Source organism: Streptomyces sp. NPDC032161 (assembly GCF_040636995.1).
Classification (GTDB): Bacteria; Actinomycetota; Actinomycetes; order Streptomycetales; family Streptomycetaceae; genus Streptomyces.
This window is the reverse complement of sequence record NZ_JBEZVN010000010.1, coordinates 39,511-66,115: the sequence shown is the minus strand read 5'-3', so window position 1 is coordinate 66,115 and position 26,605 is coordinate 39,511. Positions and strand designations below refer to the sequence as shown.

General features: G+C 72.6%; 19 protein-coding genes, 1 other RNA gene and 1 pseudogene. 8 read left to right on the top strand and 13 right to left on the bottom strand.

Annotation, left to right across the window (positions count from 1 at the left end; all coding sequences use genetic code 11):
* Positions 1-82: 82 nt before the first annotated feature.
* Entirely contained in the window at positions 83-1,228 is a 1,146-nt protein-coding gene (locus tag AB0E67_RS20280; RefSeq protein ID WP_362028482.1) for a uroporphyrinogen-III synthase, read from the bottom strand.
* A 168-nt stretch (positions 1,229-1,396) separates the two neighbouring features.
* Entirely contained in the window at positions 1,397-2,407 is a 1,011-nt protein-coding gene (locus tag AB0E67_RS20275; RefSeq protein ID WP_362028479.1) for a LysR family transcriptional regulator, read from the bottom strand.
* A gap of 83 nt (positions 2,408-2,490) precedes the next feature.
* On the opposite strand from AB0E67_RS20275, the gene AB0E67_RS20270 reads away from it, so the two are divergent.
* The gene (locus AB0E67_RS20270; protein ID WP_362028476.1) at positions 2,491-3,777 is read left to right on the top strand and encodes an MFS transporter; all 1,287 of its coding nucleotides are present in this window, start codon (positions 2,491-2,493) and stop codon (positions 3,775-3,777) included.
* Positions 3,778-3,908: 131 nt separating this feature from the next.
* On the opposite strand, the gene ssrA is transcribed toward AB0E67_RS20270, so the two are convergent.
* The 5 genes from ssrA to ftsE all read right to left on the bottom strand — a co-directional run bounded on the left by ssrA (position 3,909) and on the right by ftsE (position 7,918).
* Positions 3,909-4,278: a transfer-messenger RNA gene (gene ssrA / locus AB0E67_RS20265) on the bottom strand.
* 195 nt (positions 4,279-4,473) lie between these two features.
* Positions 4,474-4,965: an SsrA-binding protein SmpB gene (smpB, locus tag AB0E67_RS20260; protein WP_351516638.1), complete on the bottom strand. Its 492-nt coding sequence runs from the start codon at positions 4,963-4,965 to the stop codon at positions 4,474-4,476.
* An 18-nt stretch (positions 4,966-4,983) separates the two neighbouring features.
* Entirely contained in the window at positions 4,984-6,219 is a 1,236-nt protein-coding gene (locus AB0E67_RS20255; protein ID WP_362028473.1) for a S41 family peptidase, read from the bottom strand.
* A 68-nt stretch (positions 6,220-6,287) separates the two neighbouring features.
* A complete protein-coding gene (ftsX, locus tag AB0E67_RS20250; protein WP_362028471.1) occupies positions 6,288-7,205 on the bottom strand; it encodes a permease-like cell division protein FtsX in 918 nt (305 codons plus the stop codon).
* A 23-nt stretch (positions 7,206-7,228) separates the two neighbouring features.
* Positions 7,229-7,918 carry a cell division ATP-binding protein FtsE gene (gene ftsE, locus AB0E67_RS20245; RefSeq protein ID WP_351516634.1) on the bottom strand — a complete coding sequence of 230 codons (690 nt, stop codon included), beginning with the start codon at positions 7,916-7,918 and terminating at the stop codon, positions 7,229-7,231.
* 269 nt (positions 7,919-8,187) lie between these two features.
* On the opposite strand from ftsE, the gene AB0E67_RS20240 reads away from it, so the two are divergent.
* Positions 8,188-8,382, top strand: a complete 195-nt coding sequence (locus AB0E67_RS20240; protein ID WP_351516633.1) for a hypothetical protein — start codon at positions 8,188-8,190, stop codon at positions 8,380-8,382.
* A 104-nt stretch (positions 8,383-8,486) separates the two neighbouring features.
* A complete protein-coding gene (locus AB0E67_RS20235) occupies positions 8,487-9,539 on the top strand; it encodes a pentapeptide repeat-containing protein (protein ID WP_362028468.1) in 1,053 nt (350 codons plus the stop codon).
* Between the two features lie 315 nt (positions 9,540-9,854).
* On the opposite strand, the gene prfB is transcribed toward AB0E67_RS20235, so the two are convergent.
* The 3 genes from prfB to AB0E67_RS20220 all read right to left on the bottom strand — a co-directional run bounded on the left by prfB (position 9,855) and on the right by AB0E67_RS20220 (position 14,317).
* Positions 9,855-10,961, bottom strand: a complete 1,107-nt coding sequence (prfB, locus tag AB0E67_RS20230) for a peptide chain release factor 2 (RefSeq protein WP_073783485.1) — start codon at positions 10,959-10,961, stop codon at positions 9,855-9,857.
* Positions 10,962-11,190: 229 nt separating this feature from the next.
* Complete coding sequence (locus AB0E67_RS20225) at positions 11,191-12,429, bottom strand: serine/threonine-protein kinase (RefSeq protein WP_362028465.1); 1,239 nt, start codon at positions 12,427-12,429, stop codon at positions 11,191-11,193.
* 214 nt (positions 12,430-12,643) lie between these two features.
* Positions 12,644-14,317, bottom strand: coding sequence for a serine/threonine-protein kinase (locus AB0E67_RS20220; RefSeq protein ID WP_362028463.1), 1,674 nt, complete (start codon positions 14,315-14,317; stop codon positions 12,644-12,646).
* A gap of 567 nt (positions 14,318-14,884) precedes the next feature.
* Here AB0E67_RS20220 and AB0E67_RS20215 point away from each other — a divergent pair.
* The 5 genes and pseudogenes from AB0E67_RS20215 to AB0E67_RS20195 all read left to right on the top strand — a co-directional run.
* On the top strand, positions 14,885-18,622 hold the full coding sequence (locus AB0E67_RS20215) for an FHA domain-containing protein (RefSeq protein ID WP_362028461.1): 3,738 nt from the start codon (positions 14,885-14,887) through the stop codon (positions 18,620-18,622).
* A 311-nt stretch (positions 18,623-18,933) separates the two neighbouring features.
* Positions 18,934-20,301: an ABC transporter substrate-binding protein gene (locus AB0E67_RS20210; protein WP_362028458.1), complete on the top strand. Its 1,368-nt coding sequence runs from the start codon at positions 18,934-18,936 to the stop codon at positions 20,299-20,301.
* A 4-nt stretch (positions 20,302-20,305) separates the two neighbouring features.
* On the top strand, positions 20,306-21,760 hold the full coding sequence (locus AB0E67_RS20205) for a sugar ABC transporter permease (protein ID WP_362028455.1): 1,455 nt from the start codon (positions 20,306-20,308) through the stop codon (positions 21,758-21,760).
* On the top strand, positions 21,757-22,656 hold the full coding sequence (locus AB0E67_RS20200; RefSeq protein WP_351516623.1) for a carbohydrate ABC transporter permease: 900 nt from the start codon (positions 21,757-21,759) through the stop codon (positions 22,654-22,656). The genes AB0E67_RS20205 and AB0E67_RS20200 overlap by 4 nt, the downstream gene beginning before the upstream one ends.
* A gap of 225 nt (positions 22,657-22,881) precedes the next feature.
* Positions 22,882-23,175 (top strand): annotated as a pseudogene (locus tag AB0E67_RS20195) (CDP-glycerol glycerophosphotransferase family protein); the annotation flags it as partial.
* Here the strand turns inward: AB0E67_RS20195 and AB0E67_RS20190 are convergent.
* The 3 genes from AB0E67_RS20190 to AB0E67_RS20180 all read right to left on the bottom strand — a co-directional run bounded on the left by AB0E67_RS20190 (position 23,147) and on the right by AB0E67_RS20180 (position 26,485).
* Positions 23,147-23,518, bottom strand: a complete 372-nt coding sequence (locus tag AB0E67_RS20190) for a hypothetical protein (protein WP_362028452.1) — start codon at positions 23,516-23,518, stop codon at positions 23,147-23,149. The pseudogene AB0E67_RS20195 and the gene AB0E67_RS20190 sit on opposite strands and share 29 nt — an antisense overlap.
* 148 nt (positions 23,519-23,666) lie before the next feature.
* Positions 23,667-25,181, bottom strand: coding sequence for a bifunctional glycosyltransferase/class I SAM-dependent methyltransferase (locus AB0E67_RS20185; protein WP_362028449.1), 1,515 nt, complete (start codon positions 25,179-25,181; stop codon positions 23,667-23,669).
* 92 nt (positions 25,182-25,273) lie between these two features.
* A complete protein-coding gene (locus AB0E67_RS20180) occupies positions 25,274-26,485 on the bottom strand; it encodes a hypothetical protein (RefSeq protein ID WP_362028446.1) in 1,212 nt (403 codons plus the stop codon).
* Positions 26,486-26,605: the final 120 nt, after the last annotated feature.

The window sequence follows — 26,605 nt, the reverse complement described above, 5'->3', positions numbered from 1 at the left end:
GCCGGTCGTCGTCGCGCACGTGTCCCCGCTGCCTCCAGGTTCTATCGCACGGCACTGACAACGCCGGTCGGACCAGGTGCCGTCACGCGCCCCGGAGGTCCGGGGGCCCGGTGTCCTCGGCCGGGTCCAGCTCCAGCCGGTAGCCGCGTTTGACCACGGTCCGAACGAGCTCGGGTACGCCCAGCGCGGTGCGCAGCTTCGCCACGGCCGTCTCCACCGCGTGCTCGTCCGTGCCGCCGCCGGGCAGCGCGCGCAGCAGGTCGGCGCGGCCCACCACCCGGCCCGGCCGGCGGGCCAGGGCGTGCAGCAGGGCCGTTCCGGCGGGCGGCACCGGGCGCGGTTCGCCGTCGACGATCACGGCATGGCCACGGATCTGGACGCGGTGCCCCGCGACCGTCAGCACCGGTGCCCTCGCGGGGAGTTCGTGACACAGCAGCTGGACGAGCGGGGCGAGCCGGAAGCGTTCCGGCTGGACGGTGTCGATCCCGAGCGCGTGCAACGGCCGCGCCGTGACGGGCCCGACGCAGGCCACGAGCACGTCCTCGCGCAGCGCGCTCAGGAGTTCCGGCGACTGCCCGCGCCTTCCCGCCCGTCCGAGCAACGAGGTGGCGGCCGGGGCGCTGGTGAAGGTGAGCGCGTCCACGCCGCGGGCCAGAACGGCGTCGAGCAACCGGTCGAGCGGTGCGATGTCCTCGGGGTCCGTCCAGCGGTAGACGGGTGCGGCGACGACCTCGGCGCCCGCCGCTCGGAGCGGCTCGATGAAGCCCTGGAGAGGCTCGCCGTGCAGTTGGAGGGCGATCCGGCGTCCCGCCACGCCTTCGGTGAGGAGCCGGTCGAGCACCTCGTCCATGGATTCGGAGGCGGGTGACCATCTCTCGGTCAGCCCGGCCGCCCGTACCGCGCCCTTGACCTTGGGGCCGCGGGCCAGCAGTTCGGCCCCGCGCAGGGCCGCCGCCAGCCGGTCGCCGAGGCCCCAGCCGTCGGCGGCCTCCATCCAGCCCCGGAAGCCCACGGCGGTGGTGGCAACGACCACGTCGGGGACGGAACCGATGACTTCCCGGGTGGCGGCGAGGAGTTCGGTGTCGTCGGCGAGCGGCACGGTCCGCAGGGCCGGTGCGTGCAGGACGGCGGCGCCCCGCCGCTCCAGCAGCGCCCCGAACTCCTCCGCGCGGCGTGCGGCGGTGACCCCGACGGTGAACCCGGTGAGGGGTTCGTGCTCTTCACGCATGTGCCCTTCCCTGCTCTCGTTCCGGCTGCCGTCCGGCCGACTGTCGTCCCGCCGTCCCTTCGGCCGTCCACCCGTCGCCCTGGGGGCGCACGGAGGGCAGAGCCTGCCAACGGCACGTGACGGACCCGGTTCCGCCGTGTTTCCCGCCCGTTGCGCCGTTCGTCGATGTCATCCGCGCGTCAGCATCAGCGCGGCGTCGGCCTGGGGCAGCCAGCTCCCGGCCGGCCGCTCCAGCCAGCCCTCCTCGGCCCCCAGCCGGGCCGCGGCCTCGCGCAGGGCGTCGAGGCCCGGATGGCGCAGGTCCCTGCGCCACACCATCAGCAGCGGGGAGACCGGTACGGGCCGGACCAACGGACGCACCACGGTGCCCGGCAACGGCGGGAAGCCGACGACGCACAGCACCGGGTTCGCCGACTTCGCCATGACCCGCTGGAACTCGGCCACGCCGACCGCGAGCGGAACCGGAGGCGCGAGTTCGATGCCCCACTCCGCGAACAGCAGCCGGGCGAGGTCCGTCCACTCCCCCGTACGCGGATTCCCGTCACCCGCGTAGACGATCTCGCCGGCCAGGTCGCCCGGGGCGACGGCCTCCCGCCCGGCGAGCGGGTGATCGGCGGGCAGCAGAACGGCCATCGGCTCGTACCGCACCGGCAGCACGCCGAGCCGCGCCCGTACCGCCGGATCGAGCCCTGCGGCACGGCCGAAGGAGACGTCGAGCCGGCCGGCCAGGATCTCCCCCGCCGCCCAGGTCAGGCCGCTCTCGAAGCGCGCCATCAGCTCGCACGAGGGAATCAGTTCACGCGCGCGGGCGAGCACCCGGGCCGCCGTCATGCCGTCGGTGTTGAGGTCGACGAGGAGCGGGCGGGCCGCGGCGTCCCCGAAGGCGGCGGCGAGGTCGGCGTGCGCCTCCAGCACCCGCCGGGCGTACGGGAGGAGTCGTTCCCCGTCGGCGGTCAGGGCCACCTGCCGGGTGGTGCGCACGAAGAGTTCCGTGCCCAGTTCGCGCTCCAGCCGCCGGACGTCCCGGCTCAGTGCCTGCTGGGCGATGAAGAGGCGGGCGGCGGCACGGGTGAAGTGCAGGTCCTCGGCGACGGCCACGAAGGCGCGGAGCAGCCGGGGGTCGGTGTCGCCGCGGCTGCTCGTCCGACTGCCCGTTCCGGCACCGTCATGGGGAACCATGCCGAGAATTTACAACACAGACGTGTCAATCAGCGCACAGAAGGTGTTGGACCCCGCGGGCCGCGCGCCCCGAGGGTGATCCCATGCCGTACGAGAGAAACCCGCCCTCCGCTCCCGTGTTCGCCCTCTCCGGGGACCTGCTGGTCATCGCTGCCCGTGCCGCCCCCTCCCCCGCCCGACGGGCCTCCGCCAACCCGTATCTCCGGCTCCTCGCCACCCCCGGCGCACGCGCCTTCACGGCGGGCAACCTCCTCGCCCGGCTGCCCATGGGCATGTTCAGCGTCAGCGCGGTGATCATGATCGCCGGCTCGCGCGGCTCGTACGCCCTGGCGGGGGCCGTCACCGCGGCCGGGCTCGCCGCGACGGCGGTGGTCGCGCCCTGGACGGCACGCCTCGTCGACCGGTACGGACAGGCCCGGGTGGCCGTGCCGGCCACCGCGATCGCCGCACTCGGATCACTCGCGCTGCTGCTCTGTGTGCACTACGGCGCCCCGGACTGGACGCTCTTCGCCTGCTACGCCGCGACCGCCACCACCCCCAACACCGGCGGGATGTCCCGGGCCCGCTGGGCCCATCTGCACCGGGGCGATCCGGCCGCCCTGCACACGGCGAACTCCTTCGAACAGGCCATGGACGAGCTCTGCTTCATGCTCGGCCCGGTCCTCGCCGCCCTGCTGTGCGGCTCACTCTTCCCGGAGGCCGGAACGCTCGTCGGGACGGTCCTGCTGATGACGGGCGTGCTGATCTTCGCGGCCCAGCGCGCCACGGAACCGCCGGTCGCTCCGCGCACGCATGCCGACTCCCCGCTCCGCGCCCCCGGCATGCCCGCCCTGCTCGCCGCCTTCCTCGCCACCGGGGCGATCTTCGGCTCGATGGAGGTCGTCACGATCGCCCACGCCGGGGGCGCGATCCTGGCCCTCCAGGCGGCCGGTTCGTGCGCGGCGGGGCTGCTGTACGGATCGCTGCGCCCGGCCCCGGACATCAGGCGGCGGCTGCTGGGCTGCCTGGCGGGGATGACGGCGCTGATGTCACTGCCGCTGCTCGCCGCCTCCTGGGCCGATGCGCTGCCGGTACTCGCGGGCGCGCTGCTGCTGGCCGGTGCGGCGACCGCCCCGACGATGGTCACCGGGATGACACTGGTCCAACGCCTCACTCCGGAGGGGCAGTTGAACGAGGGCATGACGCTCGCGGTGACCGCGCTGCTGGGCGGGATCGCCGCGGGGGCAGCGACCGGCGGCTGGATGGTGGAGCACACGGGCCGGGTGACGGGCTACGTCGTACCGGTGTGCGCGGCGGCTCTGGCGCTGGTCGTCGCGGCGGCCGGGGTCCGCGTCCCAGGAACCGGCGCACGGACACGACACCCGGGATGACCGGTACACCCCGATGACCGGCCCGTCGCGCAGGAACCCGGCGCGTAGGGACCCCAGGACGCACGGACCTGGGACACACGCACGAGGACCCCGCTGCCGGGCGGGCAACGGGGTCCTCGTTCACATGGGAATTGTGGAGATGGCGGGAATCGAACCCGCGTCCAACGGTGCGGAATCAGGGCTTCTCCGTGTGCAGTCCGCTGCGCTTTTCTCAGCCCCGGAGATCACGCGGACAAGTCTCCGACGGGCTCAGTCACTGTTTGATTTCCTTCTGGGCCCCGTGACCGGGTCTAGAAGTTTAGATCCCTTGATGATGCCAGGATCCGGGTCGGGATCAACCCCGGGCTGACACTTCGCAAGTCGCTACTTAGGCAGCGAGGGCGAAGGAATCGCGCTTGGTGTTGGCGATTATTGGTTGCGACATATGGTTTACGAGATCATTGCCGCTTCCTCGACACGCTTCCCCTGCTTCGACAGCCGCTGTCGAAACCGATCATCCCCATGTTGTGTTTTCAATGCGTGCACCCGCTGTGAGGTGCGATGCCATCGTACGTGACCAACGCACGACCATGCCAGCCTATTCCCGCGGGCCCGGCCGTACGCCTTCCGTCGCCGACCTCCGCCGCCCCCGGGCTTCCGTTCTCCGGGCCCCGGCCGGGGCCCGGCGTGCGCGCCCCGGTTCAGTGGGTGCCGGGTTCAGTGGGTGCCGCGCTGGCGCCGCCGCGCCGCCGCGATCGCGCGGTTGGTCTCCCGCAGGTCCTGCTTCTCGCGCAGGGTCTGCCGCTTGTCGTACTCCTTCTTGCCCTTGGCGAGCGCGATCTCGACCTTGACCCGGCTGTCCTTGAAGTACAGCGCGAGGGGCACGATCGTGTGGCCGGTCTCGCTCGCCTTCGACTCCAGCTTGTCGATCTCGGCCCGGTGCATCAGCAGCTTGCGCTTCCGCTTCGCCGAGTGGTTGGTCCAGGTGCCCTGCACGTACTCCGGGACGTGGATGTTGTGCAGCCACGCCTCGCCGCCGTCGATCTGGACGAAACCGTCCACCAGGGATGCCCTGCCCAGTCGCAGCGACTTGACCTCGGTGCCCATGAGGACGAGACCGCACTCGTAGGTGTCGAGGATGTGGTAATCGTGCCGGGCCTTCTTGTTCTGCGCGATGAGCTTGCGCCCCGTGTCCTTTTCCTTAGCCATAGTGCGGCCATTTTCGCACTAAGGGCTGCCTCCGAGGCCACTCAATACCGTCTCGGCCCGCTGCTCGGCCCGTGAGCCGACCACGAGGTCCGGGGTGATGCCGCGGCCGTCGACACCGCGGCCCGCGGGGGTGCGGTAGTGGCCGACGGTCAGCTCGGCCACCGCACCACCCGGGAGCCTGCTGGGCATCTGGACCGAGCCCTTGCCGAAGGTGCGCGAGCCGACCGTGACGGCGCGGCCCCGGTCCTGGAGCGCGCCGGTGAGGAGCTCGGCGGCGCTCATCGTGCCGCCGTCGACGAGGACGACGAGCGGGCGGTCGGTGTCGCCGCCCGGCTCCGCGTAGAGGGCCCGCTGTTCCCCGCGCACGTCGTAGGTGGCGACCAAGCCGCCGTCCAGGAAGGCGGAGGCGGCGGTGACGGCCTCCGCGACCAGGCCGCCGGAGTTGCCCCGCAGATCGAGCAGCACCCCGGCCCCGGCCGGGGCCCCGCGGACCGCGTCCCGTACCTCGGCCCCCGATCCCCTGGTGAACGAGTCGACGTCGATCAGCACCGCCGCGGAAGGCGTGGCGGGCGCGGAGAACGCGGAACGGTCCGGTCCGATCCGTCGCACGGTGACGGCCTCGGTGCTGAGCCTGGCCCGGCTCAGCGTCTTCGTACGGAGGACGGAACCACGCTGGACGCCCAGGACCACGGTGCTGCCCGCCGCGGCCTCCGTGCGGTCCCCGCGCAGCAGGGCGACGGCCTCCGCGACGGGGCGCCGGTCCACTCGCCGGCCGTCGATGGTGCGGAGCAGGTCGCCCGGCTCGACACCGGCCAGGTCGGCGGGGCCGCCGGGCTGCACCCGGGCCACCTCGACCAGCCCGTCGGCCGAGCGCTTCGCGGCGATCCCGACTCCGGTGTACGAGCCGTCGAGTGCCTGCTCGAACTCCTCGTACTGCCGCCCGTCGTACACCGCGCCCCAGCGGTCGCCGCTGCGGCTGACGACCCTCTCGGCCGCTTCCGTACCGGACTTGCCGTCCGCCACGGCGCGGGCGGCGGCCGAGACGACCTCGTCGCCGTCGACGGTGGCCCCGGCCGCGGTCGCGGCGGAGGCGACGGGGGCGACGGAACGGGCCGCCGGAACCGGAGACTTCGCCTTGTCGCGCGGCAGCGAGCCGGTGGCGGCCGCGGTGGCCAGCACGGACGCGAAGACCAATGTCAGGGCGGCCCCGCGGCGTACGCCGCGGGGCCCGAAACACCGTACGGGACCCGACATGGCGCTGAGTCTAGGACAACACCCCACGGAGGCACGGACGGTTGGCCGTTCACCGCGGTGGGCACTCGTCACACCTTCAGGTACTTGCGGAGCGCGAGGAGAGCGGCAACGGCGGGCATCAGCAGCCCGATCGCCAGCACCAGGGGCAGCTTGGTGAGGACCGCGTCCCAGCCGATGAAGTCGATCAGGGTCAGCTTGCTCTGGAGTGCCAGACCGCCGTCGATCAGGAAGTACCGCCCGGCCAGCAGCATCACGCAGGCGAGCACACCACCGATGAGACCGGCGAACGCGGCCTCCATGATGAACGGCATCTGGATGTAGAAGCCGGAGGCACCGACCAGCCGCATGATGCCGGTCTCCCGCCGCCGGCTGAACGCGGACACCCGGACGGTGTTCACGATCAGCATCAGCGCGATCACCAGCATCAGCACCATCACGAAGACGGCCGCCACGTTCATGCCGTTCATCAGCCCGAAGAGGTTGTCCAGGATGGACCTCTGGTCCTGGACGGACTGCACCCCGTCACGACCGGCGAACGCGGTGGCGACGACCTTGTACTTCTTCGGGTCGTGCAGCTTGACCCGGAACGACTCCTGCATCTGGTCCGGCGTGATGTTGCCCGCCATGGGCGAGTCGCCGAACTGCTCCTGGTAGCGCTTGTACGCCTCGTCGGCCGACTCGTACGTGACCGTCTGGACGGCGTCCATCTTCTTGAGATCGGCCTCGATCTCCTTCTTCTGCTGGGCCGTGACGGCCCCCTTGGCGCACTTGGGCGTCGAGGTCACATCGCTCTTGCTGCAGAGGAAGATCGAGACGTTGACCTTGTCGTACCAGTAGTCCTTCATCGTGCTGACCTGCTCGCGCATCAGCAGCGCGCCGCCGAACAGGGCGAGCGAGAGGGCGACGGAGACGACGACGGCGAAGGTCATCGTGAGGTTGCGACGGAGGCCGACGCCGATCTCCGACAGGACGAACTGGGCGCGCATGGCGTCCTTTCAGTGCTCGATGCTCAGTGCTGGTAGCCGTAGACGCCGCGGGCCTGGTCACGTACGAGACGGCCCTGCTCCAGCTCGATGACGCGCTTGCGCATCTGGTCGACGATGTTCTGGTCGTGGGTCGCCATGATCACGGTGGTGCCGGTCCGGTTGATCCGGTCCAGCAGCTTCATGATGCCGACGGAGGTCTGCGGGTCGAGGTTACCGGTCGGCTCGTCCGCGATCAGCAGCATGGGGCGGTTCACGAACGCCCGCGCGATCGCCACGCGCTGCTGCTCACCACCGGAGAGCTCGCCGGGCATCCGGTCCTCCTTGCCGCCGAGGCCGACCAGGTCGAGGACCTGGGGCACCGCCTTGCGGATCTCGCCACGCGGCTTGCCGATGACCTCCTGCGCGAACGCCACGTTCTGCGCGACGGTCTTGTTGGGGAGGAGCCGGAAGTCCTGGAACACCGTGCCCAACTGGCGACGCATGTGCGGCACCTTCCAGTTGGACAGGCGGGCGAGGTCCTTGCCCAGGACGTGGACCGAGCCCGTGCTGGCGCGTTCCTCGCGGAGGATGAGTCTCATGAAGGTGGACTTGCCGGAGCCGGAGGAGCCCACCAGGAAGACGAACTCGCCCTTCTCGATATCGAGCGACACATCCCGGAGAGCGGGACGGCTCTGCTTCGGGTAGGTCTTGGAGACGTTGTCGAATCGGATCACGGATGCACCACGGTCGGCCGGGAGTAGGTGTGCGTGACCATACGCGAACCCGGCTGACGCGTGCAGGCGCACGTCCTGCGATGGGCGATTTATGGCGGAACGGCAACAGCCGCGGGCGGGGCGCAAGCGCTACGGAACGGGTGATCCCGGACGGGCCGCGCCGAAATCCGCAGGAGCTGGCACAGTGGGAGGGGGAACGGTTGCGTTTCCGTGAGCGTTGTGCGGAGAGAAGGCACATGCGGCTCCGCCGCGCGGGAGGAGGAAAGCGCATGACCTATGACCGACTGGTGTGCGCGAACTGCGCGGCGCCCGTGAGCGAGGGCCGCTGCCCCGTGTGCCGGGCGAGCCGGGAGCGGCTCCAGCAGGAGCAGGGCGTCCTCGCGGGGCTGAGTCCGGTGACGCTGGTGGCCCTGCTGGTGGTGATGCTGGGCGCACTGGCGCTGCTGGCGCACCAGACCGTGTAGCGCCGGTCCGCCCGCCGGAGCGAGTGACCACGGCGGGCGCGTACGGACTGCGAGCGGGCGTGCACGGTGGGTGCGCGCCAGGCGTGTACGTGAAGGGGCCTGGGATGCCGATGGACATCCCGGGCCCCTTCGCGCTTACGCGTGGTTACGCGGTGCGGTCACCGTCAGGCGACGGTACGACCGCTCACCAGGCGCGGCAGGATCCGGAAGCCGATGCCCCCGGCGATCATCGTCGCGGCGCCGACCAGCAGGAACGTGGTCTCGGCGGCGCCGGTCTCGGCGAGCTCGTCCTTGCCCTTGCCCTGCTCCACCGGCTGGTTGCCGGCGGAGTCCGGGGTGGTGTTGTCGGCGCACTTCGCGCCGTCGAGGTCGACGGTGCAGGTGCCGGTCTCACCGGTGGAGGAACCGGTGTCGCCGCCGCCGGCGGTGGTGCCGGAGGAGGCGTTGCCCGTGGTACCGGACGAGCCGCTCCCGGACGTGCCGGAGGAGCCGTTGCCGCCGTTGCCGTTGCCACCGGACTGCTGGCCACCGGACTGGTTGCCACCGTTCCCGTTGCCACCCGACTGCTGACCGCCATTGCCGTTGCCGCCGGACTGCTGGCCACCGGACTGGTTGCCACCGTTCCCGTTACCGCCGGACTGCTGACCGCCGTTGCCGTTACCACCCGACTGCTGGCCACCGTTGCCGTTGCCGCCGGACTGCTGGCCGCCCTCGTTGGTACCGCCCTCGTTCGCGCCACCCTCGTTGGTGCCGCCCTCGTTGGCGCCACCCTCATTGGTGCCACCCTCGTTCGCGCCACCTTCGTTGGTGCCGCCCTCGTTGGTACCACCCTCATTGGTGCCGCCCTGGTCGACACCACCGGGGTCCCCGCCGTTGCCGCCGTCGGCCTCGCCGGTGAGCCCGGCCTGGGCGCTGATCGCCGTGTCGTCGGCCTCCACGCCGATACCAAGGTCGCCGCCCATGGCCTGTGCCGCACCGGCAGCGGTGAGCGAGGCACCTGCGGCGATCACCGCACCGGCGGCGATCCGCGCGACGCGTACTCGCGTCTTCTTGGTCATCTGTTGCTACCCCCAGTAGCTGTTCTCGTCAGTGGAGCAGCCATATGTGGGCCTCGGCTCCGCAGGGTTCGCTCCGAACGGCGCCACATCGAGTCGTAGCCATGCCGCCCGCCCCCGTTCACACCCGTCCCGGACATACGCATGCTGCTCTAGCACCCTGTCCACAGTTAAGAATTACGTCAAGGCCGTTCCAAGCAATGTGCACCGGTTTGCTCGTAGTTGACCGTCATTCAGCAGCGAGACTGTGACGCACTCGCCAGACCGCCGCGTCAAGCCGCCCGTGCGGCTCCCGGCCCCAACTCCCCTTCGGGACCGGCCCCGTGAACGGCCCCGACGGAAAAGCGGCCGGTGCCCGAACCCCGCGGGGGATTCCGGGACCGGCCGCTCCTTCGTCGGTCGTTTCTCCGCTCGCCGCTACTTCTCCCGCTGCTTGCGCCAGCGGATGCCCGCCTCCAGGAAGCCGTCGATCTCACCGTTGAAGACCGCTTCCGGGTTGCCCATCTCGAATTCCGTACGCAGGTCCTTGACCATCTGGTACGGGTGCAGGACGTACGACCGCATCTGGTTGCCCCAGGAGTTGCCACCGTCACCCTTGAGGGCGTCGATCTTGGCCTGCTCCTCCTGACGACGGCGCTCCAGGAGCTTCGCCTGGAGGACGTTCATCGCGGACGCCTTGTTCTGGATCTGCGAGCGCTCGTTCTGGCAGGAGACCACGATGCCGGTCGGGATGTGGGTCAGGCGCACCGCGGAGTCCGTGGTGTTGACGCCCTGGCCGCCGGGGCCCGAGGAGCGGTACACGTCGACGCGCAGCTCGGACTCGTCGATCTCGATGTGGTCGGTCTGCTCGACCACGGGCAGCACCTCGACGCCCGCGAAGGACGTCTGGCGGCGGCCCTGGTTGTCGAAGGGCGAGATCCGGACGAGCCGGTGGGTGCCCTGCTCGACGGAGAGCGTGCCGTAGGCGTACGGGACCTGGACGGCGAAGGTGGTCGACTTGATGCCGGCCTCCTCCGCGTACGACGTCTCGTAGACCTCGGTCTTGTAGCCGTGCTGCTCGGCCCAGCGGAGGTACATGCGCTGGAGCTTCTCGGCGAAGTCCGCCGCGTCCACGCCACCCGCCTCGGCGCGGATGTTGACCAGGGCCTCGCGGGAGTCGTACTCGCCGGAGAGGAGCGTACGGACCTCCATCTCGTCCAGCGCCTTCTTGACGGCGTCCAGCTCGGCCTCTGCCTCGGCCAGCGTGTCGGCGTCGCCCTCGTCCTGGGCGAGCTCGAAGAGGACTCCGAGATCGTCGATGCGGGCGCGGAGGGCCTCGGCCTTGCGGACCTCGGCCTGGAGGTGCGAAAGCCTGCTGGTGATCTTCTGCGCCGCCTCGGGGTCGTCCCAGAGGGAGGGCGCGGCCGCCTGCTCCTCGAGCGCGGCGATGTCCGCCCTCAGCGCATCCAGGTCCAGGACGGCCTCGATGGACCCCATGGTCGAGGAGAGGGACTTCAGCTCTTCGGAAATATCGACGACTGCCACGGGTCCAGCGTAACGGCTGTCGGAGCGGACCTTCCCCGGGCCGCATGATCACGTCTCGGTGACGCCGCCGACCGCGTCCCGCCGACGCCGCCCGTCGCATTCCCTTCGGCGCCTCCGATCACGACTCCGTGACGCCGCTCGTCGCGTGCCGTCGGCGCACGTGGTCACGGCCGCGGTCACGGCTCGGCGGCCGGGTGCACCACCCGTGCGACGGATCCGGCGGCCCGGCTCAGGGGATCGCCGGGGCCGAGCTCTCCGTGTCCTGCGGGGGCGCCTCCGAGGAGTCGCCGCTCAGCGCCAGCCAGCCGCCCACGCCCAGCGCCGCCGCCAGCACCAGGGCGGTGGCGCCCAGGGTGAGGCGGCGCTTGCGGACGGCCGCGGACTTGTTGCGGGCCGAGCCGGGGCGGGGCGCACCCGGGGAGCGCGGGGCGCGGGCGGTGCCGCGGGGGCCGCCGGAGAGCTCGTCGGGGGCCGGGACGCGCATGCTGGTGTGGGTGTCGCGGCTGGAGTCCGTGGACGAGCCGGGGACCAGCGGGACCGCGCCGCGGCGGCGGGGCTCCTCGGAGGCGGGGGCGTGCGGCTCCTCGTCGTACGTCCGGGGCTCGGGCCCGGTGCCGGGCTCGTCGACGTCCAGCGGCGGGATGCCTGCCAGTTGCGGGAGCGTCTCGCGCAGCCGGGACGCGAGCTCGGAGGCGCGCAGCCGGGAGGCCGGGGCCTTGGCCAGGCACTGGACGAGGAGCTGCCAGAGTTCCTCGGGGATGCCGGGGAGGGGGACGACCGTCTCCGTCACGTGGCGGCGCAGCACGGCGCCGGGGTGTCCGCCGCCGAACGGGGTGAAGCCGGCGAGGAGTTCGTACAGGACGGTCGCGAGGGCGTAGATGTCGACTGCGGCGCGGGGCGGGAGGCCCTCGACTATCTCGGGGGCCAGGTAGTCCGGGGTGCCGATGATCTTGCTGGCTCTGGTGCGTCCCGGGGTGTCGATCAGCTTGGCCACGCCGAAGTCGGTGAGCAGGGCCGGGTGCGCGTTGCCGGGGCCGAGCGGGCCCTCCATGTCGAGGAGGATGTTCTCCGGTTTGACGTCGCGGTGGACCACTCCGGCGGCGTGCGCGGCGGCCAGGCCGTCGGCGACGTCCGCGATGATCGCGACCGCGGCCTCGGGCGCGAGGCGGCGTTCACGGTCGAGGCGGGTGCGCAGGTCCGTGCCGCGCACCAGGGTCATGACCAGGGCGAGGTCGTTGCCGTCCACCACGAGGTCGCGGACGGCGACGACGTGGGGGTGGTCCAGGCCGAGCAGCGCGGTGCGTTCCTGGACGAAGCGGCCCACGAGCTCCTGGTCGGATGCGAGGTCCTCGCGGAGCAGCTTGACGGCCACCGGGCCCTCGGGCCCCTCGCCGAGCCACACCGTGCCGGCGCTGCCGCGCCCCAGGATCTGGTGGGCGGTGTACCGGCTGCCGATTTTCCGTGCCAAGACTGCTCCCTCAGCGGCTGGCGATGGACCGTCGCTCATGACCCCCGGTCGACAAAGTTACGCGTCGGCCGGGGGGTTGAGTGCCCGGGATGGTGCCAGCCCTCGCTTCCGCGGGCGAATTGCGGTGGAATCACGGGGGATTCCGTCCCGCGGAAGTCGACATAGCTACAGAGTTGATGATGTGCCGACGCCCGTCGGCGCGTCGGACGACGGCTCAGGGGCCGGTGCCTGCACCGCCGTTGCCGCTGTCGCTGCCGCCGAGCTTGGAGATCCAGTCGGTGATGCTGGAGACCGTGTCGGTGATCGCCTGCCAGTAGCTCTTGCCCTGGCCGATCCAGTCCTGGAGCGGGGTCAGTTCCCAGATCAGCCAGCCGGCGACGAAGAGCAGGACCAGGGTGAACAGGCAGCCCTTGAGGCAGCCGAGGCCGGGGATGCGCATCGGGTTGGCGCTGCGCTGCCGCGGCTCGCGGGGCGGGCGGGGCGCGGGCTGCTGCGGGGGCGCGTACTGCTGGCGCTGCGGAGGCGGCGGCGGGGGCTGCTGGGGCTGGGGCTGCGGCTGGTACGGCTGCGGGGCGTACTGCTGAGGCGGGTACTGCTGCGGCGGATACGGCTGGTGCTGCGGCGGCTGCTGGGCTCGCTGCGGCCGGGGCTGCGGTTGCGGCTGGGGCCGCTGGGGGCGACGGCGCAGCGGGTCCTGGCTGGGGTCGAGGTACTGGACCTGCGTCTGCTCGTTGCGGTCGCGGGCGGCCTGGAGCTGGGACTGCCAGGGGTGCGGGCCGTCGGGCTGCGGAGGGCCGTCCGGGCGCGGGGGCACGGGCGGCATGACCGTGGTCGGGTCGGCCTGTCCGCCCGGGCCGCCCTGGCCGGAGGTGTGAGGGAGAACACTGGTCGCCCCGTCGGGGTCGTACGAACCGGCGTTGCTCGGCAGCACCTGCGTCGGGGCGGCGGCGCCGGGGGTCTCCGGCACGGGCGCGGGCGACGGGTCGGGGGCGAGCAGGGCTCCCACCCCGTCGGCCGCGGCGATCTCGGCGGCACTGGCGTGGACGCCGATGCCGGCCGCGACGGTGCGCAGCGCGCGGGCCAGGTTCTCGGCGCTGGGGCGCCGGTCCGGGTCCTTGCTCAGGCAGCGTTCTATGACCGTCCACAGCGGTTCCGGGACGGTGGTGGGGCGGCGGGGCTCCTCGCTGAGGTGCCGGTGCAGGACTTCGAGGGCGGTGCCGCCGGCGAACGGCGGGCGGCCGGTGACCAGCTCGTACAGCAGGATGCCCGCGCCGTAGATGTCGACGGCGGAGGTCTGCGGGCGGCCCTCGGCGGACTCGGGTGCGACGTAGGCGGGCGTGCCGACGAACTCGTGGGTCCGGGTGAGGCCCGGGGAGTCGGCCAGGCGCGCGATGCCGAAGTCGGTGAGCATGGGGCGCATCGCGCCGTCGCGCTCGTCGAGCAGGACGTTGGCGGGCTTCAGGTCGCGGTGGACCACACCGTCGGCGTGGCTGGCGGCGAGCGCGTCCGCGATCTGCGCGGTGAGCAGGGCGGCGGCGACCGGGGTGAGCGGACCGTTGTCGCGGAGGTACCGGTGCAGGTCGGGGCCGTCGATCAGGTCCATGACGAGGGCGAGGAGATCGCCCTCGACGACCAGGTCGCGGGTGCGCACGATGTTCTCGTGGGTGAGCCGGAGCAGCACCGAGCGCTCGCGCAGGAACCGCATCACGACGTCCGCGTCGTTGGCGAGCTCCTCCTTCAGGACCTTGATCGCCACGGTCTCGCCGGGCTCGCCGGCGACGGCCGCCTCGGCACCCGCGGTCTCCCGCTGGCGGGCCCGCCAGACGGTGCCCGTGGCGCCGCGCCCCAGCGGCTCCTCAAGCAGGTATTTGCTGCCTACCGGCCGCACGTCATGCGCTCCCTGCAGATCGTGGTGTTCACGGTGGTCCCGGATTCGCACCCGGAGTTCCGGCCCACTCTAGAGGCTGTCGTCAAACCGGCGCCGTCACCCGAAGGGCGGCCGGACCAAGTCCGGTGCCGCGCCGTCGCGGAACAAGACGCTCCTTTTCGGCCGATGGTTGCCACACACGGGCCGGACGGCCGCCGGGCACGGACCGGGCGAGCACCGACGGGACGGTTCCGGTGACGGGACGGGGCTCCGGTTCAGGCGCCGGACGCGGGCCGGGGCGGGGGCCGGGACGGGGGCCGGAACGCTTGCGGGGCCGCGGAGCGCGTCGCGAGCGGTGCCTGGGCGGGCACTTATGGGCGCACACTCGGCCAATCAAGATCATTTTCCGGCGGTCGCCGGGCGGACTGTCGGCGACAGGTGCGAGGATGCGTACAGCACGGACTGTGGAGGGAAACCCCGCGGCTCGTGACGATCCTGTACCGGACGACGCGTCCGTGCCGGGTGGGGGGAGATCAACAGGGCGTTCCCCCTGCTCGGCGCCCCGCGCAGAAGGGACCGCTGACGGCGATGCAGATCCGGCTGACCGTCCTCGCGCCGCGCAGCGGCCAGACCCCGGCGCGCGCCTGTGACGTGCTGGTCACCGCCCCGCCGGGAACGGCGCTCGCCGCCGTGGCGCCCGGGTTGGCCTCGGCCGTCTCCGGGTCCGACGGGCCGGCCGGCGGCGGTGCCGTGGTGCTGTTCGCCGGGCGCGAGCGGCTCGACGCGCAGCGGTGCGCGCTGGGCGAGCCCCCGCTGGTCGACGGGGCCGTGCTCTCGCTCCAGGTCCCGGGCGAGGACGACGCCGGGGACGACGCCGTTCCGGCCCAGTTGCACGTGGTGGCGGGGCCCGACGCGGGCGGGGTCCATCTGCTGCACGGCGGCCGGATCAGCATCGGCCGCTCCGCCGACGCGGACGTCCCGCTCGACGACCCCGACGTCTCACGGCTGCACTGCGCGGTGACGGTCGCCGAGGACGGGCTGGTCTCGGTGACGGACCTGGGGTCCACCAACGGCACCCTGCTCGACGGCAGGCCGGTCCACGAGCGTCCGGTCCGGCTGAAGCCCGGCGCCCTGCTGCGGCTCGGCGAGTCGACGCTCCTGCTGACCTCCGGCGCGCGCACGCCGACGCTGGCGACGGCGCCGGACGGCGAGGGGCACCTGCGGGTGTCCGACACGGCGGGCGCGGCCGACGGGCCGACCTACGAGCACGATTCCGGCCATGATTCCGGCCATGCGGACGTCCCGGGGGGCTTCCCCGGGACGGGGCACGGCGCCGGAACCGGACACGGGGCGGCGGCGCACGACGCCCCGGAGGGCGGAGACGGAGGGCACGGCGGCACCGCGACCGGCCGTCGCCCCGCCCCCTCCGGCCTCCCGGACGCCGCTGCCGGCCCCGCCTCCGCCCCTCCGGAGGGCGAAACGCCCCGGAAGGGCGGGATAGGCGCCTGGGCGCGCCGGCTCGCGGGCGGCAGGGGCGAGAGCGCCCCTGGGGCGGCACCCGACGGGCCCGGCGCCGCCCCGCTGCCGCACGGGGACTCCGCCGGAATCCCCGCGAAGCCGGGGGCGGGAAGCATCTGGCCCGATCCCGCGGCCGTGCTGCTGACGGCGCTCGGCCCCGGCCCCCGGCTCTGGGAGCGCGGCACCGCGCACCCGGAGGCGCTCGTGGTGCGGCTGGGCACGACCGACCGGGCCGAGCTGCCCGCCGTGCCGGTGACCGTGGGGCTGCGGGAGGCCGGTTCGCTCGGCCTGGCCGGGCCGCGGAACCGGCTCGCCGGGCTCGCCCGTTCGGTGGTGGCGCAGCTCGCCGCGCTGCACTCCCCCGCCGATCTGGAGATCGTGCTGATCAGCGCGGACCGGGCGCGCGGCGCCGAGGAACGCAGACGCGAGTGGGCCTGGCTCGGCTGGCTGCCGCACGTGCGTCCCACGCGCGGCCAGGACTGCCGGCTGCTTCTCGCGTACGACCGCGAGCAGGCCGTCGCCCGCTCGGCCGAGCTGGTCCGGCGGCTGGACGAGGGCCCGCTCGGGCCCGGCTGGGCGAGCCTGGACCGGGCCACGATCGCGGAGGCCGCCGCGCGGTACGCGGGGCCGTTCACCGTTCTGATCGTCGACGGCGACCCCGGCTCGGCGGCACTGCGCGAGAGCACCGCCCGGCTGGCCGCCGCCGGTGCCGCCGCCGGGATCCATCTGATCTGTCTGGCCGAGACCCCGGCCGCCACGCCCACCTCCCCGGTCGCGGCGACGTACGAGGCCGCCTGCCACGCCTCGATCGCGTTCCGCGAGTGCGGGGCGGTCGCGATGCTGAGCGGCGACGTGGCGACGGCCCTGCGGCTGCTGCGCACGGCCGACGGCCGGGCGGCGGGCCGCGGCACGGTCGCCGCGGTGGACGCGGTCTCGGCGCACTGGGCCGAGCGGTTCGGCCGGGCCCTGGCCCCGCTGCGCACGGACGCCGCGGCGTCGGCGCACGGCGGGACCGCATCGACCGCGCTGCCGCTCTCCGCCCGGCTGCTGGACGAACTGGGTCTGGCCCGGGCCACCCCGGCCTCCCTGATGGCCCGCTGGGCGTCCGCGGCGGACGAACGGCCCCCCACGCCGCCGATGACCGCGGCCGCCGCCGCGTCCGCCGCGGCCCGGCGTCCGGTCGGCCCCGCGCGCGTCGGTGGCGGTACGGGCGCGGCCGAACCGGACGACCCCGGTTCGGGCCGTACGCGCCACCCCGCCCAGCAGTCGCGCGGCGTAACCCCCCGCGTGGGTGCCCAGCGCTCGGTCCTCGGCCCGCCGTCCGGCCCCGGCGGATACGGTCCCGGTGCGGGGCGCTCCCCGTACCCCGGCAGCGACACCGTCACGCATGTCGGCACGGTGAGCCACGGCCTCTCCCGCGAGGGCGCGCGCGGGACCCACGAGGCCCACGGCACGCCGGACGCCGACGAGGGGCATGGGGCACCCGAGGGCCGGGACTCCGGGCGCACCCCGTACCCCGGCGCCGGCACCCCCCGGGTCAGCGGCGGACGCTACGCCGGGTCGCCCGCTCCGGCCCCCGGCTCCCGCACCGTCGCCGGGGCCGGCGCGTGGAACGGCGCGGGCGGAACCCCGGCAGGGCGTACCTCGGTGGCCGCGCACGCGGGCGCGAGCATCGGCGCGGACACGGGAACAGGGGCCGGGAGGGGAACAGGAGCCGGGACGGGCACGGCCGCGGCCGTGCGGGGCCGCGGAGCCCCCGCCTCCGCCCCTGCCTTCGGCCGCCCCTTCGTGGTGCTCGGTGCCGGACCCCGGGGCGCGGTCGGCGTGGACCTGACGGAGGAGGGCCCCCATCTCCTCGTCGAGGGTCCGCCCGGCAGCGGGCGTACGGAGCTGCTGCGTGCCGTCGCCGCCTCGTTGGCCGCCGCCGACCGGCCCGACCGGCTCGGCATCGTGCTGGTCGACGGCGCCGGTGCCGAGCGCGGCGAGGGCCTGGCCCCGTGCGCCGAACTCCCGCATGCCTTCACGCATCTGGTGGCCAGCGATCCGGTACGGATGCGGGAGTTCGCGCAGGCGCTGGGCGGCGAGCTGAAGCGGCGCGCCGAACTGCTGGACGAGGAGGACTTCGGCGCCTGGCACCAACGGCGGGAGCTGGCACGACGGATGGTCGGTCAGCGTCCGCCGAGCGCCGCCGAACAGCGCGGTGACGTGGACTCCCCGATGAGCGGAACGCTCCGGCTGCGCCCCGCCGGTGCACGGTCCGCGGTCCCCGGGCCGTCCCCGCTGCCCCGGCTCGTCGTCCTGGTCGACGACTTCGACGCGCTGGTCGCGCCCGCGCTCGGCAGTCCGGGCCGTCCCGCCGCCGGTTCGGTGGTGCGGGCCCTGGAGGCCGTGGCGCGGGAGGGCGGTCGGCTCGGCGTCCATCTGGTCGCGGCGTCGGCCTGCCCCGAGCGCACGGAGGACACGGACCTCGCACAGGGGGCCCGGTTGCGCATCGTGCTCGACGCCCCGGCCGTCCCGCGCTCGCCGGAGGACCCGGCGCCCGGACGTGGCCGCCTGGGCCATCCGGACGGGCGGGTGACCCCGTTCCAGGGCGGCAGGGTGACGGGACGCATACCGCGCACGGCGACGTCGCGGCCCACTGTCGTCCCGCTGGACTGGGAGCGGATGGGCGATCCGCCGGCCCGCCGCCCGGTCCGTGAGCTGGGCAACGGTCCGACGGACCTGGCGCTGCTGGCCAGCGCGCTGGAGCGGGCGGCCCGGTCGGTGAACGCCGGCCCGGTGGCCCCGCTCGGCCCCGTCCGCTCCTGACCGCCCAGCCCCGCCCGGGCCCCGCCCGCTCCGCCCCGTCCGTCCGTGAACGGGATCGCCCGCCCCGGCCGGAACAGCCCTGCCCGGACCCCGCCCGCTCCCGGCCCACGCGTCCCCGCCCCGACACGCTCCCCCACCCGCCCCGTCCCTGCACCGGCGCGTCCCGGGACCGTGCGGGTGCTTCGCATCGGCACTGATGGCACGTCACGAGCCCATTACGATCAAGGAGTTGACGCCGGAAGCGGTATTGCGGCGCCCGTGGTCCCGGCGTAGGACTGTGCGCACACGACGACGTGAGAGACGGGGAAGTTATGCGCACGACCCATCGGATCAGCAGGGCCGCCGTGGTGTTCACCGCCATCGGCGCACTGGCCCTCACCGGTTGCGGCGGCAACGACGACAGCGGGAAAGGAAAGTCCGACCCGGACTCCGGGAGCGGCGGGGAGAGCTCGTCGGGCTTGGTCCTGCCGAAGCTGGACGGCGAGAAGCTCTCGGTCGCGGCGGTCTGGACGGGGGCGGAGCAGGCCAACTTCGTCCAGGTGCTCAAGGAGTTCGAGAAGCGCACGGGGGCGACGGTCACCTTCGTCCCGGCGCAGGACCCGATCATCAACTTCCTCGGTACGAAGATCGCGGGCGGTCAGCCGCCGGACGTCGCGATGATCCCGCAGGTCGGCGCGATCCAGCAGGCCGCCCGGAAGAAGTGGGCCAAGCCCGTCGGGGCCGAGGCCCGGGCCCAGCTGACCAAGAACTACGCCAAGGTCTGGCAGGACCTCGGCGCGGTGGACGGCACCCAGTACGCGGTGTACTTCAAGGCCGCCAACAAGTCCCTGATCTGGTACAACGCCAAGGCGTTCGAGAACGCGGGCGCATCCGAGCCGAAGACCTGGAAGGACTTCCTCGCGACCGCCGAGACGGTCTCCGCCTCGGGCGTCGCCCCGGTCTCGGTCGGCGGCGCGGACGGCTGGACCCTCACCGACTGGTTCGAGAACGTCTACCTCTCCCAGGCGGGCCCGGAGAAGTACGACCAGCTGGCCAAGCACGAGATCAAGTGGACGGACCCGTCCGTCAAGAACGCCCTGACCACCCTCGCCGAGCTGTTCGGCAAGCCGTCGCTCATCGCGGGCGGCGCCGACGGCGCGCTCCAGACGGAGTTCCCCGCCTCGGTCACCCAGACCTTCACCGGTGGTGACCAGCCCAAGGCGGCGATGGTCTTCGAGGGCGACTTCGTGGGCGTCAACATCGCGCAGACGAAGGCGAAGATCGGGACCGACGCGAAGGTGTTCCCGTTCCCGGCCGTCGGCGCCGAGTCCCCCGTGGTGACGGGCGGCGACGCGGCGGTGGCCCTCAAGGACGGCAAGGGCGCGCAGGCCCTGCTGACCTGGCTGGGTTCGGTCGACGCGGCGAAGATCATGGCCGAGCAGGGCGGCTTCATCTCGCCGAACAAGGCCCTGGACGCCGCCGCGTACCCGAACGAGGTGCAGCGCACCATGGCGAAGGCGCTGGTCGCGGCGGGCGACGCGGTCCGGTTCGACATGTCCGACCAGGCCCCGCAGTCGTTCGGCGGGACGCCCGGGAAGGGTGAGTGGAAGATCCTCCAGGACTTCCTGAAGAACCCGAAGGACATCGCGGGGGCCCAGGCGAGACTGGAGTCCGACGCGGCCAAGGCGTACAAGAGCTGACGCGATGACGACAGCCGCAGCGGGGGGCGCCGACGAGGTGCCCCCCGCCGACACGCATTCGTCCGCGCGCCCGTCGGTGCCCGCGCCCCGGAAGCCGTCCGGCGGCCCGGACGCGGGGCCGGCGCCCGCCCCCGACGGCGCCCCGTCCGACTCCCCGGGGCGCCGCCTCCGGGGCGTGACCGGCACCCGCCGGGTCGTCGCCGCGCTCTTCCTGGCACCGGCTCTGGTGCTGCTCGGCGCGCTCGTGGTCTATCCCATCGGGTACTCCGTCTACCGGTCGTTCCTCGACCAGGCGGGCACGGGCTTCGCCGGACTCGACAACTACAAGGCGCTGTTCACGGACGAGACGATCCGTACGGCGATCAGGAACAACGCGATCTGGGTCGTGTTCGCTCCGACCATCGCCACGGCCCTCGGGCTGATCTTCGCGGTGCTGACCGAGCGGATCCGCTGGGGCACCGCGTTCAAGCTGGTCGTCTTCATGCCGATGGCGATCTCGATGCTCGCCGCGGGGATCATCTTCCGGCTGGTGTACGACCAGGCACCGGAGCGCGGGGTCGCCAACGCCGTCTGGGTGGGGGTGCACGACACCTTCGCCGAGTCGGCCGGTTACCCGAACGCGCATCCGCTGCCGGTCCACCCGCTGAAGCCGGGCGGCGGCGGCTCGTTCGTCACCAAGGCGCCGGTACGGGCCGGGGAGCCGGTGAGCCTGCCGCTGGTCGGCGTGGCCCCGGCGAAGATGCCGTCGGACGCGAAACCCGCGAGGGCCGCGAAGGCGGAGCCCGGCAAGATCACCGGCACCGCGTGGCTCGACTTCACCAAGGGCGGCGGCGGACGGCCGAATGTCATCGACGCCAAGGAGCTGGGGCTTCGGGGTATCGAGGTCCAGGCGGTCAAGGACGGCGAGGTGGTGGCCTCCGCGAAGGCCGACGCGGACGGAGTGTTCACCCTGCCCGCCTCCGCCGATGGCGCCGAGCTCCGGCTCCCCGCCTCGAACTTCAGGGAGCCGTACAACGGGGTCGAATGGCTCGGCCCGACCCTGGTCACCCCGGCGATCATCGGCTCCTACGTGTGGATGTGGGCCGGGTTCGCGATGGTGCTGATCGCCGCCGGCCTGGCCGGCCTGCCGCGTGAACTCCTCGAAGCGGCCCGGGTGGACGGCGCGAACGAATGGCAGGTGTTCCGCCGGATCACGGTGCCGATGCTCGCGCCGGTCCTGTCGGTGGTGCTGGTCACGCTGATGATCAACGTCCTGAAGGTCTTCGACCTGGTCTTCATCATCGCGCCGGGCTCCTCGGTGGCCGACGCGAACGTGCTGGCGCTCCAGCTCTACCGCTCCTCGTTCGGCACGGACGCGGACCTCGGCATCGGCAGCGCCATCGCCGTGCTCCTGCTGCTGCTGGTGCTCCCGGTGATGTACGTCAACATCCGCCGCATCCGGAAGGAGGGGCGCCGATGACGACCGCCTCGACCACGTCCGCCGAGGCCGGGCCGGTGCGGGCCGAGCGGTCCCTCGCCGCCCGCGTCGCGGCCCGCGCCGGGGGCGGCGCGATGCGCGTCTTCCTCGTCCTGGTGGGCCTGTTCTGGCTGATGCCGACCGTCGGGCTGCTGCTCTCCTCGCTGCGCGGTGCGGACGACATCGCCGCCGACGGCTGGTGGAAGGTCTTCACCGCCCCGTCACAGATCACCTTCGACAACTACGCCCGGCTGCTGGACAACTCGACGATCACCCACTCCATCCTGAGCACGGTCCTGATCACCGTTCCGGCGACCGTTCTCGTCGTCGTGCTCGGCTCGTTGGCCGGATACGCCTTCGCCTGGATGGACTTCCCCGGCCGCGACTGGTGGTTCCTGGTCGTGGTGGGGCTGCTGGTGGTGCCGGTGCAGGTCGCCCTCGTACCGGTCTCGAAGCTCTTCGGCGCGATCGGGATCTTCGAGACGACACTCGGCGTGGTGCTCTTCCACACCGCCTTCGGCCTGCCCTTCGCGATCTTCCTGCTGCGGAACTTCTTCGCGGAGATCCCGCGGGAGCTGCTGGAGGCGGCGCGGCTCGACGGAGCGGGCGAGATCCGGCTGTTCACCCGGGTCGTGATGCCGCTGGGCGGTCCGGCGATCGCCTCGCTCGGCATCTTCCAGTTCCTCTGGGTGTGGAACGACATGCTGGTCGCGCTGATCTTCGCGGACTCCGGTTCGCCGCCGATCACGGTGGCGCTCCAGCAGCAGGTACGGCAGTTCGGCAACAACATCGACGTGCTGGCGCCCGGCGCCTTCGTGTCGATGGTCATCCCCCTGGCCGTGTTCTTCGCCTTCCAGCGCCAGTTCGTCTCCGGTGTGATGGCGGGCGCGGTGAAGTAGCGACGACGGCACGCGCGCGGCGAAGCGGCGGCACGGCGGACGACGGCACGGGCGCGGTGCAGCGGCGGCGCCCGGGTGGCGTACCGGCGAAGCGGCGGCGACGCGGTACGCGCATCCGTACGTCAGCACGGGGTGGTCCTGTACAACGCGACAGGACCACCCCACCTGCTCTTTCACGGATTTGTCACGCTCTGACGCAACTCCCTCACTTCAACGGTCCGGGGGGTCTGCTTCGACCTGCTGTCCGGCACACCCGGCGACATCCCCGGGGCGGTCTCCACGGACGCCGGCGAACTGATCCGGATCTTCCTCGACGGCAACCGGCGCAGCCCGGCGAACGAGGAGCCGCGGGCCGCGTTCCGGGCCCGGTTCTGCCCGTACGGCGACGGGCGCGCCGTCGAACGGGTGGTGCGCCGGGTGCTGCTGGGCGGGGCGGCGGAACCGGTTGCCGGACGGGACCTCCCGGAGCGGAACCCGTCCGGCGACGCGGTCAGCGTCGCTGGCCCGCCATCACCGTGATCAGGCCGACGACCACGAGCAGCGAGCCGCCCCAGGTCCACAGCGAGGTCCGCTCGTGCAGCACCGTCGCACCGGCCAGCACGATCAGCAGGTACCCGAGCGCGTTGAACGGGTAGGCGATGGACAGCGGCACCGTCGCCAGGGTGGTCATCCAGGCGACGGCGGACACCGCGAAGACCAGCAGGCCGAGGACGACCCAGGGGCTGGTCGCGGCGCGCAGGACGACGGATCCGCCGTCGTGCGCGGCGGCAGCGGCCCCCTTCATCCCGTGCTTGAGCATGATCTGGCCGCCCGCCGACGAGAACACGGCGAAAAGCAGCAGCATCAGACTGGGGACGGTCAAGGTCTTGCTCCTGACTGCCGTGGCCGGTGTCCCGGCCTCCGGGGCGGGGGTGGGGCGGGGGACGGTGGCCTCGGACACGGACCCGGCCGCTTCCGGTACGGCCGCTTCCTGCACCGGGCGGGCCGCCCCCGTCACCGGTCCGCTCGTCTCAGACGCCGACCCGGTCGGCGGATACGTACTGTCGGTTGAGGATGTCCTGTACATCGACGTGCTCTCCAGCGATGATCGTCTCGGCCGCGTGCGGGGTGAGCAGGGCGACGTGCTGATAGCCGAACAGCGTCGGCCGGATCCGGGTGAGCAGCTTCGACAGCCCGCCGAGGACCGCGGGGAGCGGCCCGCCGCCGAGCAGCGCCCAGAACGGCGCCCCGGTGGACGTGAGGTCGAGGACGTCGTACCCGGCGCCGCGGACGGTGCGGCGCAGACTGGCCCGGGTGAAGAAGCGCAGATGGGTCTCGTCGAGGATGCCGCGCCGGTCGTAGTCGAAGACCCCGAGCGCGACCCGCAGCCGGGAGTACCAGTGGCTGAAGTTCGGTACGGAGAGCAGCACATGGCCGCCGGGCCGCAGCACGGTCGCGACCTCGGCGAGGACCCGTTCGGGCCGTGAGAGGTGCTCGATGACGTCGCCGGCGACCACGTAGTCGTAGCCGGTGCCGACCTCCGGGGGGAGCCCCGTCTCCAGGTCGGCGAGGTGGAAATGGGTGCACCTCTCGCGCACGCCGGGGACCTCGACGTAGTCGACGCCCGTCACCTGGTGGCCGAGGGCTTCGAGGCGCTGTGCGAACAGCCCTCCGGAGCAGCCGAGATCGAGGACCCGGCCGGGCGGCAGCCCGCGCATCCGTTCCAGGATGACGGCGTGCGAGGAGCCGTCGCCCTCCTTGAACGCGTATTCGACGGGCTTGGGGATCCAGGGGCAGGTGCCGAACCCCTTGACGGCGAGCCGGTATTCGAGGACGTCCTTGATGACGTCCTTCGCGTATTTCATGCCGTTGACGTAGCAGATCTCGTCGCCGTAGTAGGTGGGGACGGGGATCTCCTTGATCCGCATGCCGGCGTCGAGCAGCTGGACGATGATCTGCGTGTCGAAATCGAACGCGTCGGTGTTCCGGTCGATCGGCAGTTTCCCCAGCGCGGCGACGCTGTAGGCGCGGTATCCGGAGTGGAATTCGGTGAGCCGCGAGCCGAGGAGGCGGTTCTCCACCCGGGTGAGAATGCGGTTGCCGAGCCATTTGTACATCGGCATGCCGCCCTTGAGGGCGGAGCCGGATTTCATCATCCGTGAACCGAAGACGGCCTCGCATTCGCCGCGTTCGATCGGCGCGACCATCTCGGGCAGGAATTCGGGGGCGTACTGCCCGTCGCCGTGCAGCAGCACGACGATGTCGAGTCCGTGGGCCGCGGCCAGGGCATAACCGGCCTTCTGGTTCCCGCCGTATCCGAGGTTCTTGGTGTGCCGCATGACGACGGTCTGCGGCATTCCCTCCGTCTGCGACCAGCGGCAGCCCGCGGTGAAGGTCGCGTCATGGCTCGCGTCGTCGAGAATGAGGATCTCGGCGACCTTGGACCGGAAGTCCTGCGGGATGCGGTCGAGAGTCCTCTCCAGCGTCGTCTCGGCGTTGTACGCGACCACCAGGATGCCGATCCTGGGGCTCGGGCTTTCCTTCACGGAACGTTCTCCAGTTGTGCTCGGTGCTCGGTTGATCGGGGCCGGAGACCCGGCGTCCGCCCGGTGGGGCGGGGCCCGGGGCCCGGTGGTGGTCACCTGACGGGGGAACCGGCGGGCCGCGACGCGCAGGGCGCGGTGAGCGGGGCGGGCCCGGCGGCGCACGGCGGGACGGGCGCGGACGGCGTCGCGGCGAGGATCGCGCGGACCCCGCAGGCGAGGCCGACGGCGAGGACGGCCCAGCCCGCCTCCCCCAGGTGCATCACGGTCTCGCTCCAGCGCACGGCGGAACGCCCCATGTAGCCGAGGAGCGCGGTCAGGCCGAGCAGGCAGCTGTACGCGGCGCCCTCCCAGAAGCCGATGACGAAGAGAGCGGCAGCCGCCCAGGTCAGGTACTGGAGGGCGGACGCGGTGGACAGGAGCAGCAGCAGCCCCATCGTGAAGGCGACGACGACGGGCAGTTGCGCGGGCCGCAGCAGGGCCAGCCACACCCCGGCCGCCGCGCAGGCCAGCACGAACAGGAAGTGCCCGTCGCCCTGGACGAAGGTGATGAACGAGTCCGGCAGCCCGGCCAGGTCGGCGAACCGGACGATGCCCCAGAGGCGGTGGTCGCCGCCCGCGTACTCCAGGACGTTCTCCTCGAGGTGCTGCGGCACGGTCGCCAGAACCGGCCCCCAGACGAGGGCGATCAGGGCGGTGAAGGCGGCGGTGAAGCGGAGGAGGGCCGGGCGGCCCGCCCGCAGCGCGACGACGAACAGCGCCGGGAGCGTCACCACGGGGATGAACTTGACGCTGATCGAGAGCGCCGCGGCCAGCCCCGCGGCCAACGGTGCCTTCCGGTCCACGAGGAGGTGGGCGGCGGCCAGGGCGAAGGTGATCGCGACCGCGTCGGTGTTGCCGTGGTAGCCGGAGGTGGCGATCAGTACGGGGCTGAGGGCGACGCCCACCCCGCAGGCGACCGCCGCGGCCGAGGAGCGCCGTCGGCGCACGATTTCGAAGACGAGGAGCGCGCAGCAGAAATCGGCGATCGAGGCGGGCGCCCTGATAAGACTTGCGAACGGGATTCCGAGTTCGGAGAGTTCGTTCAGACCGAGCAGCATCCACCCGGCCAGGGGCGGATGGTTGTAGACGGGCAGCCCCGGAAGCGGTTGCTCGTAGATCCGAATGGGGCCGTACCGCGCGATGGCCGCGGCGAAACCATGAAAGATGTGCACGTCGGCCGGTCCGGGTTTGTTGGCCGCGATCAGCATTCGGGTGAGAAGACCCGCGGCGGCGGCGACGAGCACGGTCGTTCTCGCTCGTCGCACGCTCCAGGTTTCGCACCGCATTCGGATACCCATGAAAACAGAACGTAGCAACCTGTGGACGCTGTGCGACGCAACGCTGCTTCCCGGTGGGCGGATCGCCGCGTCGATTCCCTGCGGAGT

What these genes read in the sequence shown, in the direction of transcription:
- AB0E67_RS20280 (WP_362028482.1), bottom strand. Translation starts at nt 1,228, where the DNA reads ATGCGTGAAGAGCACGAACCCCTCACCGGGTTCACCGTCGGGGTCACC.
- AB0E67_RS20275 (WP_362028479.1), bottom strand. Translation starts at nt 2,407, where the DNA reads ATGGTTCCCCATGACGGTGCCGGAACGGGCAGTCGGACGAGCAGCCGC.
- AB0E67_RS20270 (WP_362028476.1), top strand. Translation starts at nt 2,491, where the DNA reads ATGCCGTACGAGAGAAACCCGCCCTCCGCTCCCGTGTTCGCCCTCTCC.
- smpB (WP_351516638.1), bottom strand. Translation starts at nt 4,965, where the DNA reads ATGGCTAAGGAAAAGGACACGGGGCGCAAGCTCATCGCGCAGAACAAG.
- AB0E67_RS20255 (WP_362028473.1), bottom strand. Translation starts at nt 6,219, where the DNA reads ATGTCGGGTCCCGTACGGTGTTTCGGGCCCCGCGGCGTACGCCGCGGG.
- ftsX (WP_362028471.1), bottom strand. Translation starts at nt 7,205, where the DNA reads ATGCGCGCCCAGTTCGTCCTGTCGGAGATCGGCGTCGGCCTCCGTCGC.
- AB0E67_RS20240 (WP_351516633.1), top strand. Translation starts at nt 8,188, where the DNA reads ATGACCTATGACCGACTGGTGTGCGCGAACTGCGCGGCGCCCGTGAGC.
- AB0E67_RS20235 (WP_362028468.1), top strand. Translation starts at nt 8,487, where the DNA reads ATGCCGATGGACATCCCGGGCCCCTTCGCGCTTACGCGTGGTTACGCG.
- AB0E67_RS20215 (WP_362028461.1), top strand. Translation starts at nt 14,885, where the DNA reads ATGCAGATCCGGCTGACCGTCCTCGCGCCGCGCAGCGGCCAGACCCCG.
- AB0E67_RS20210 (WP_362028458.1), top strand. Translation starts at nt 18,934, where the DNA reads ATGCGCACGACCCATCGGATCAGCAGGGCCGCCGTGGTGTTCACCGCC.
- AB0E67_RS20205 (WP_362028455.1), top strand. Translation starts at nt 20,306, where the DNA reads ATGACGACAGCCGCAGCGGGGGGCGCCGACGAGGTGCCCCCCGCCGAC.
- AB0E67_RS20200 (WP_351516623.1), top strand. Translation starts at nt 21,757, where the DNA reads ATGACGACCGCCTCGACCACGTCCGCCGAGGCCGGGCCGGTGCGGGCC.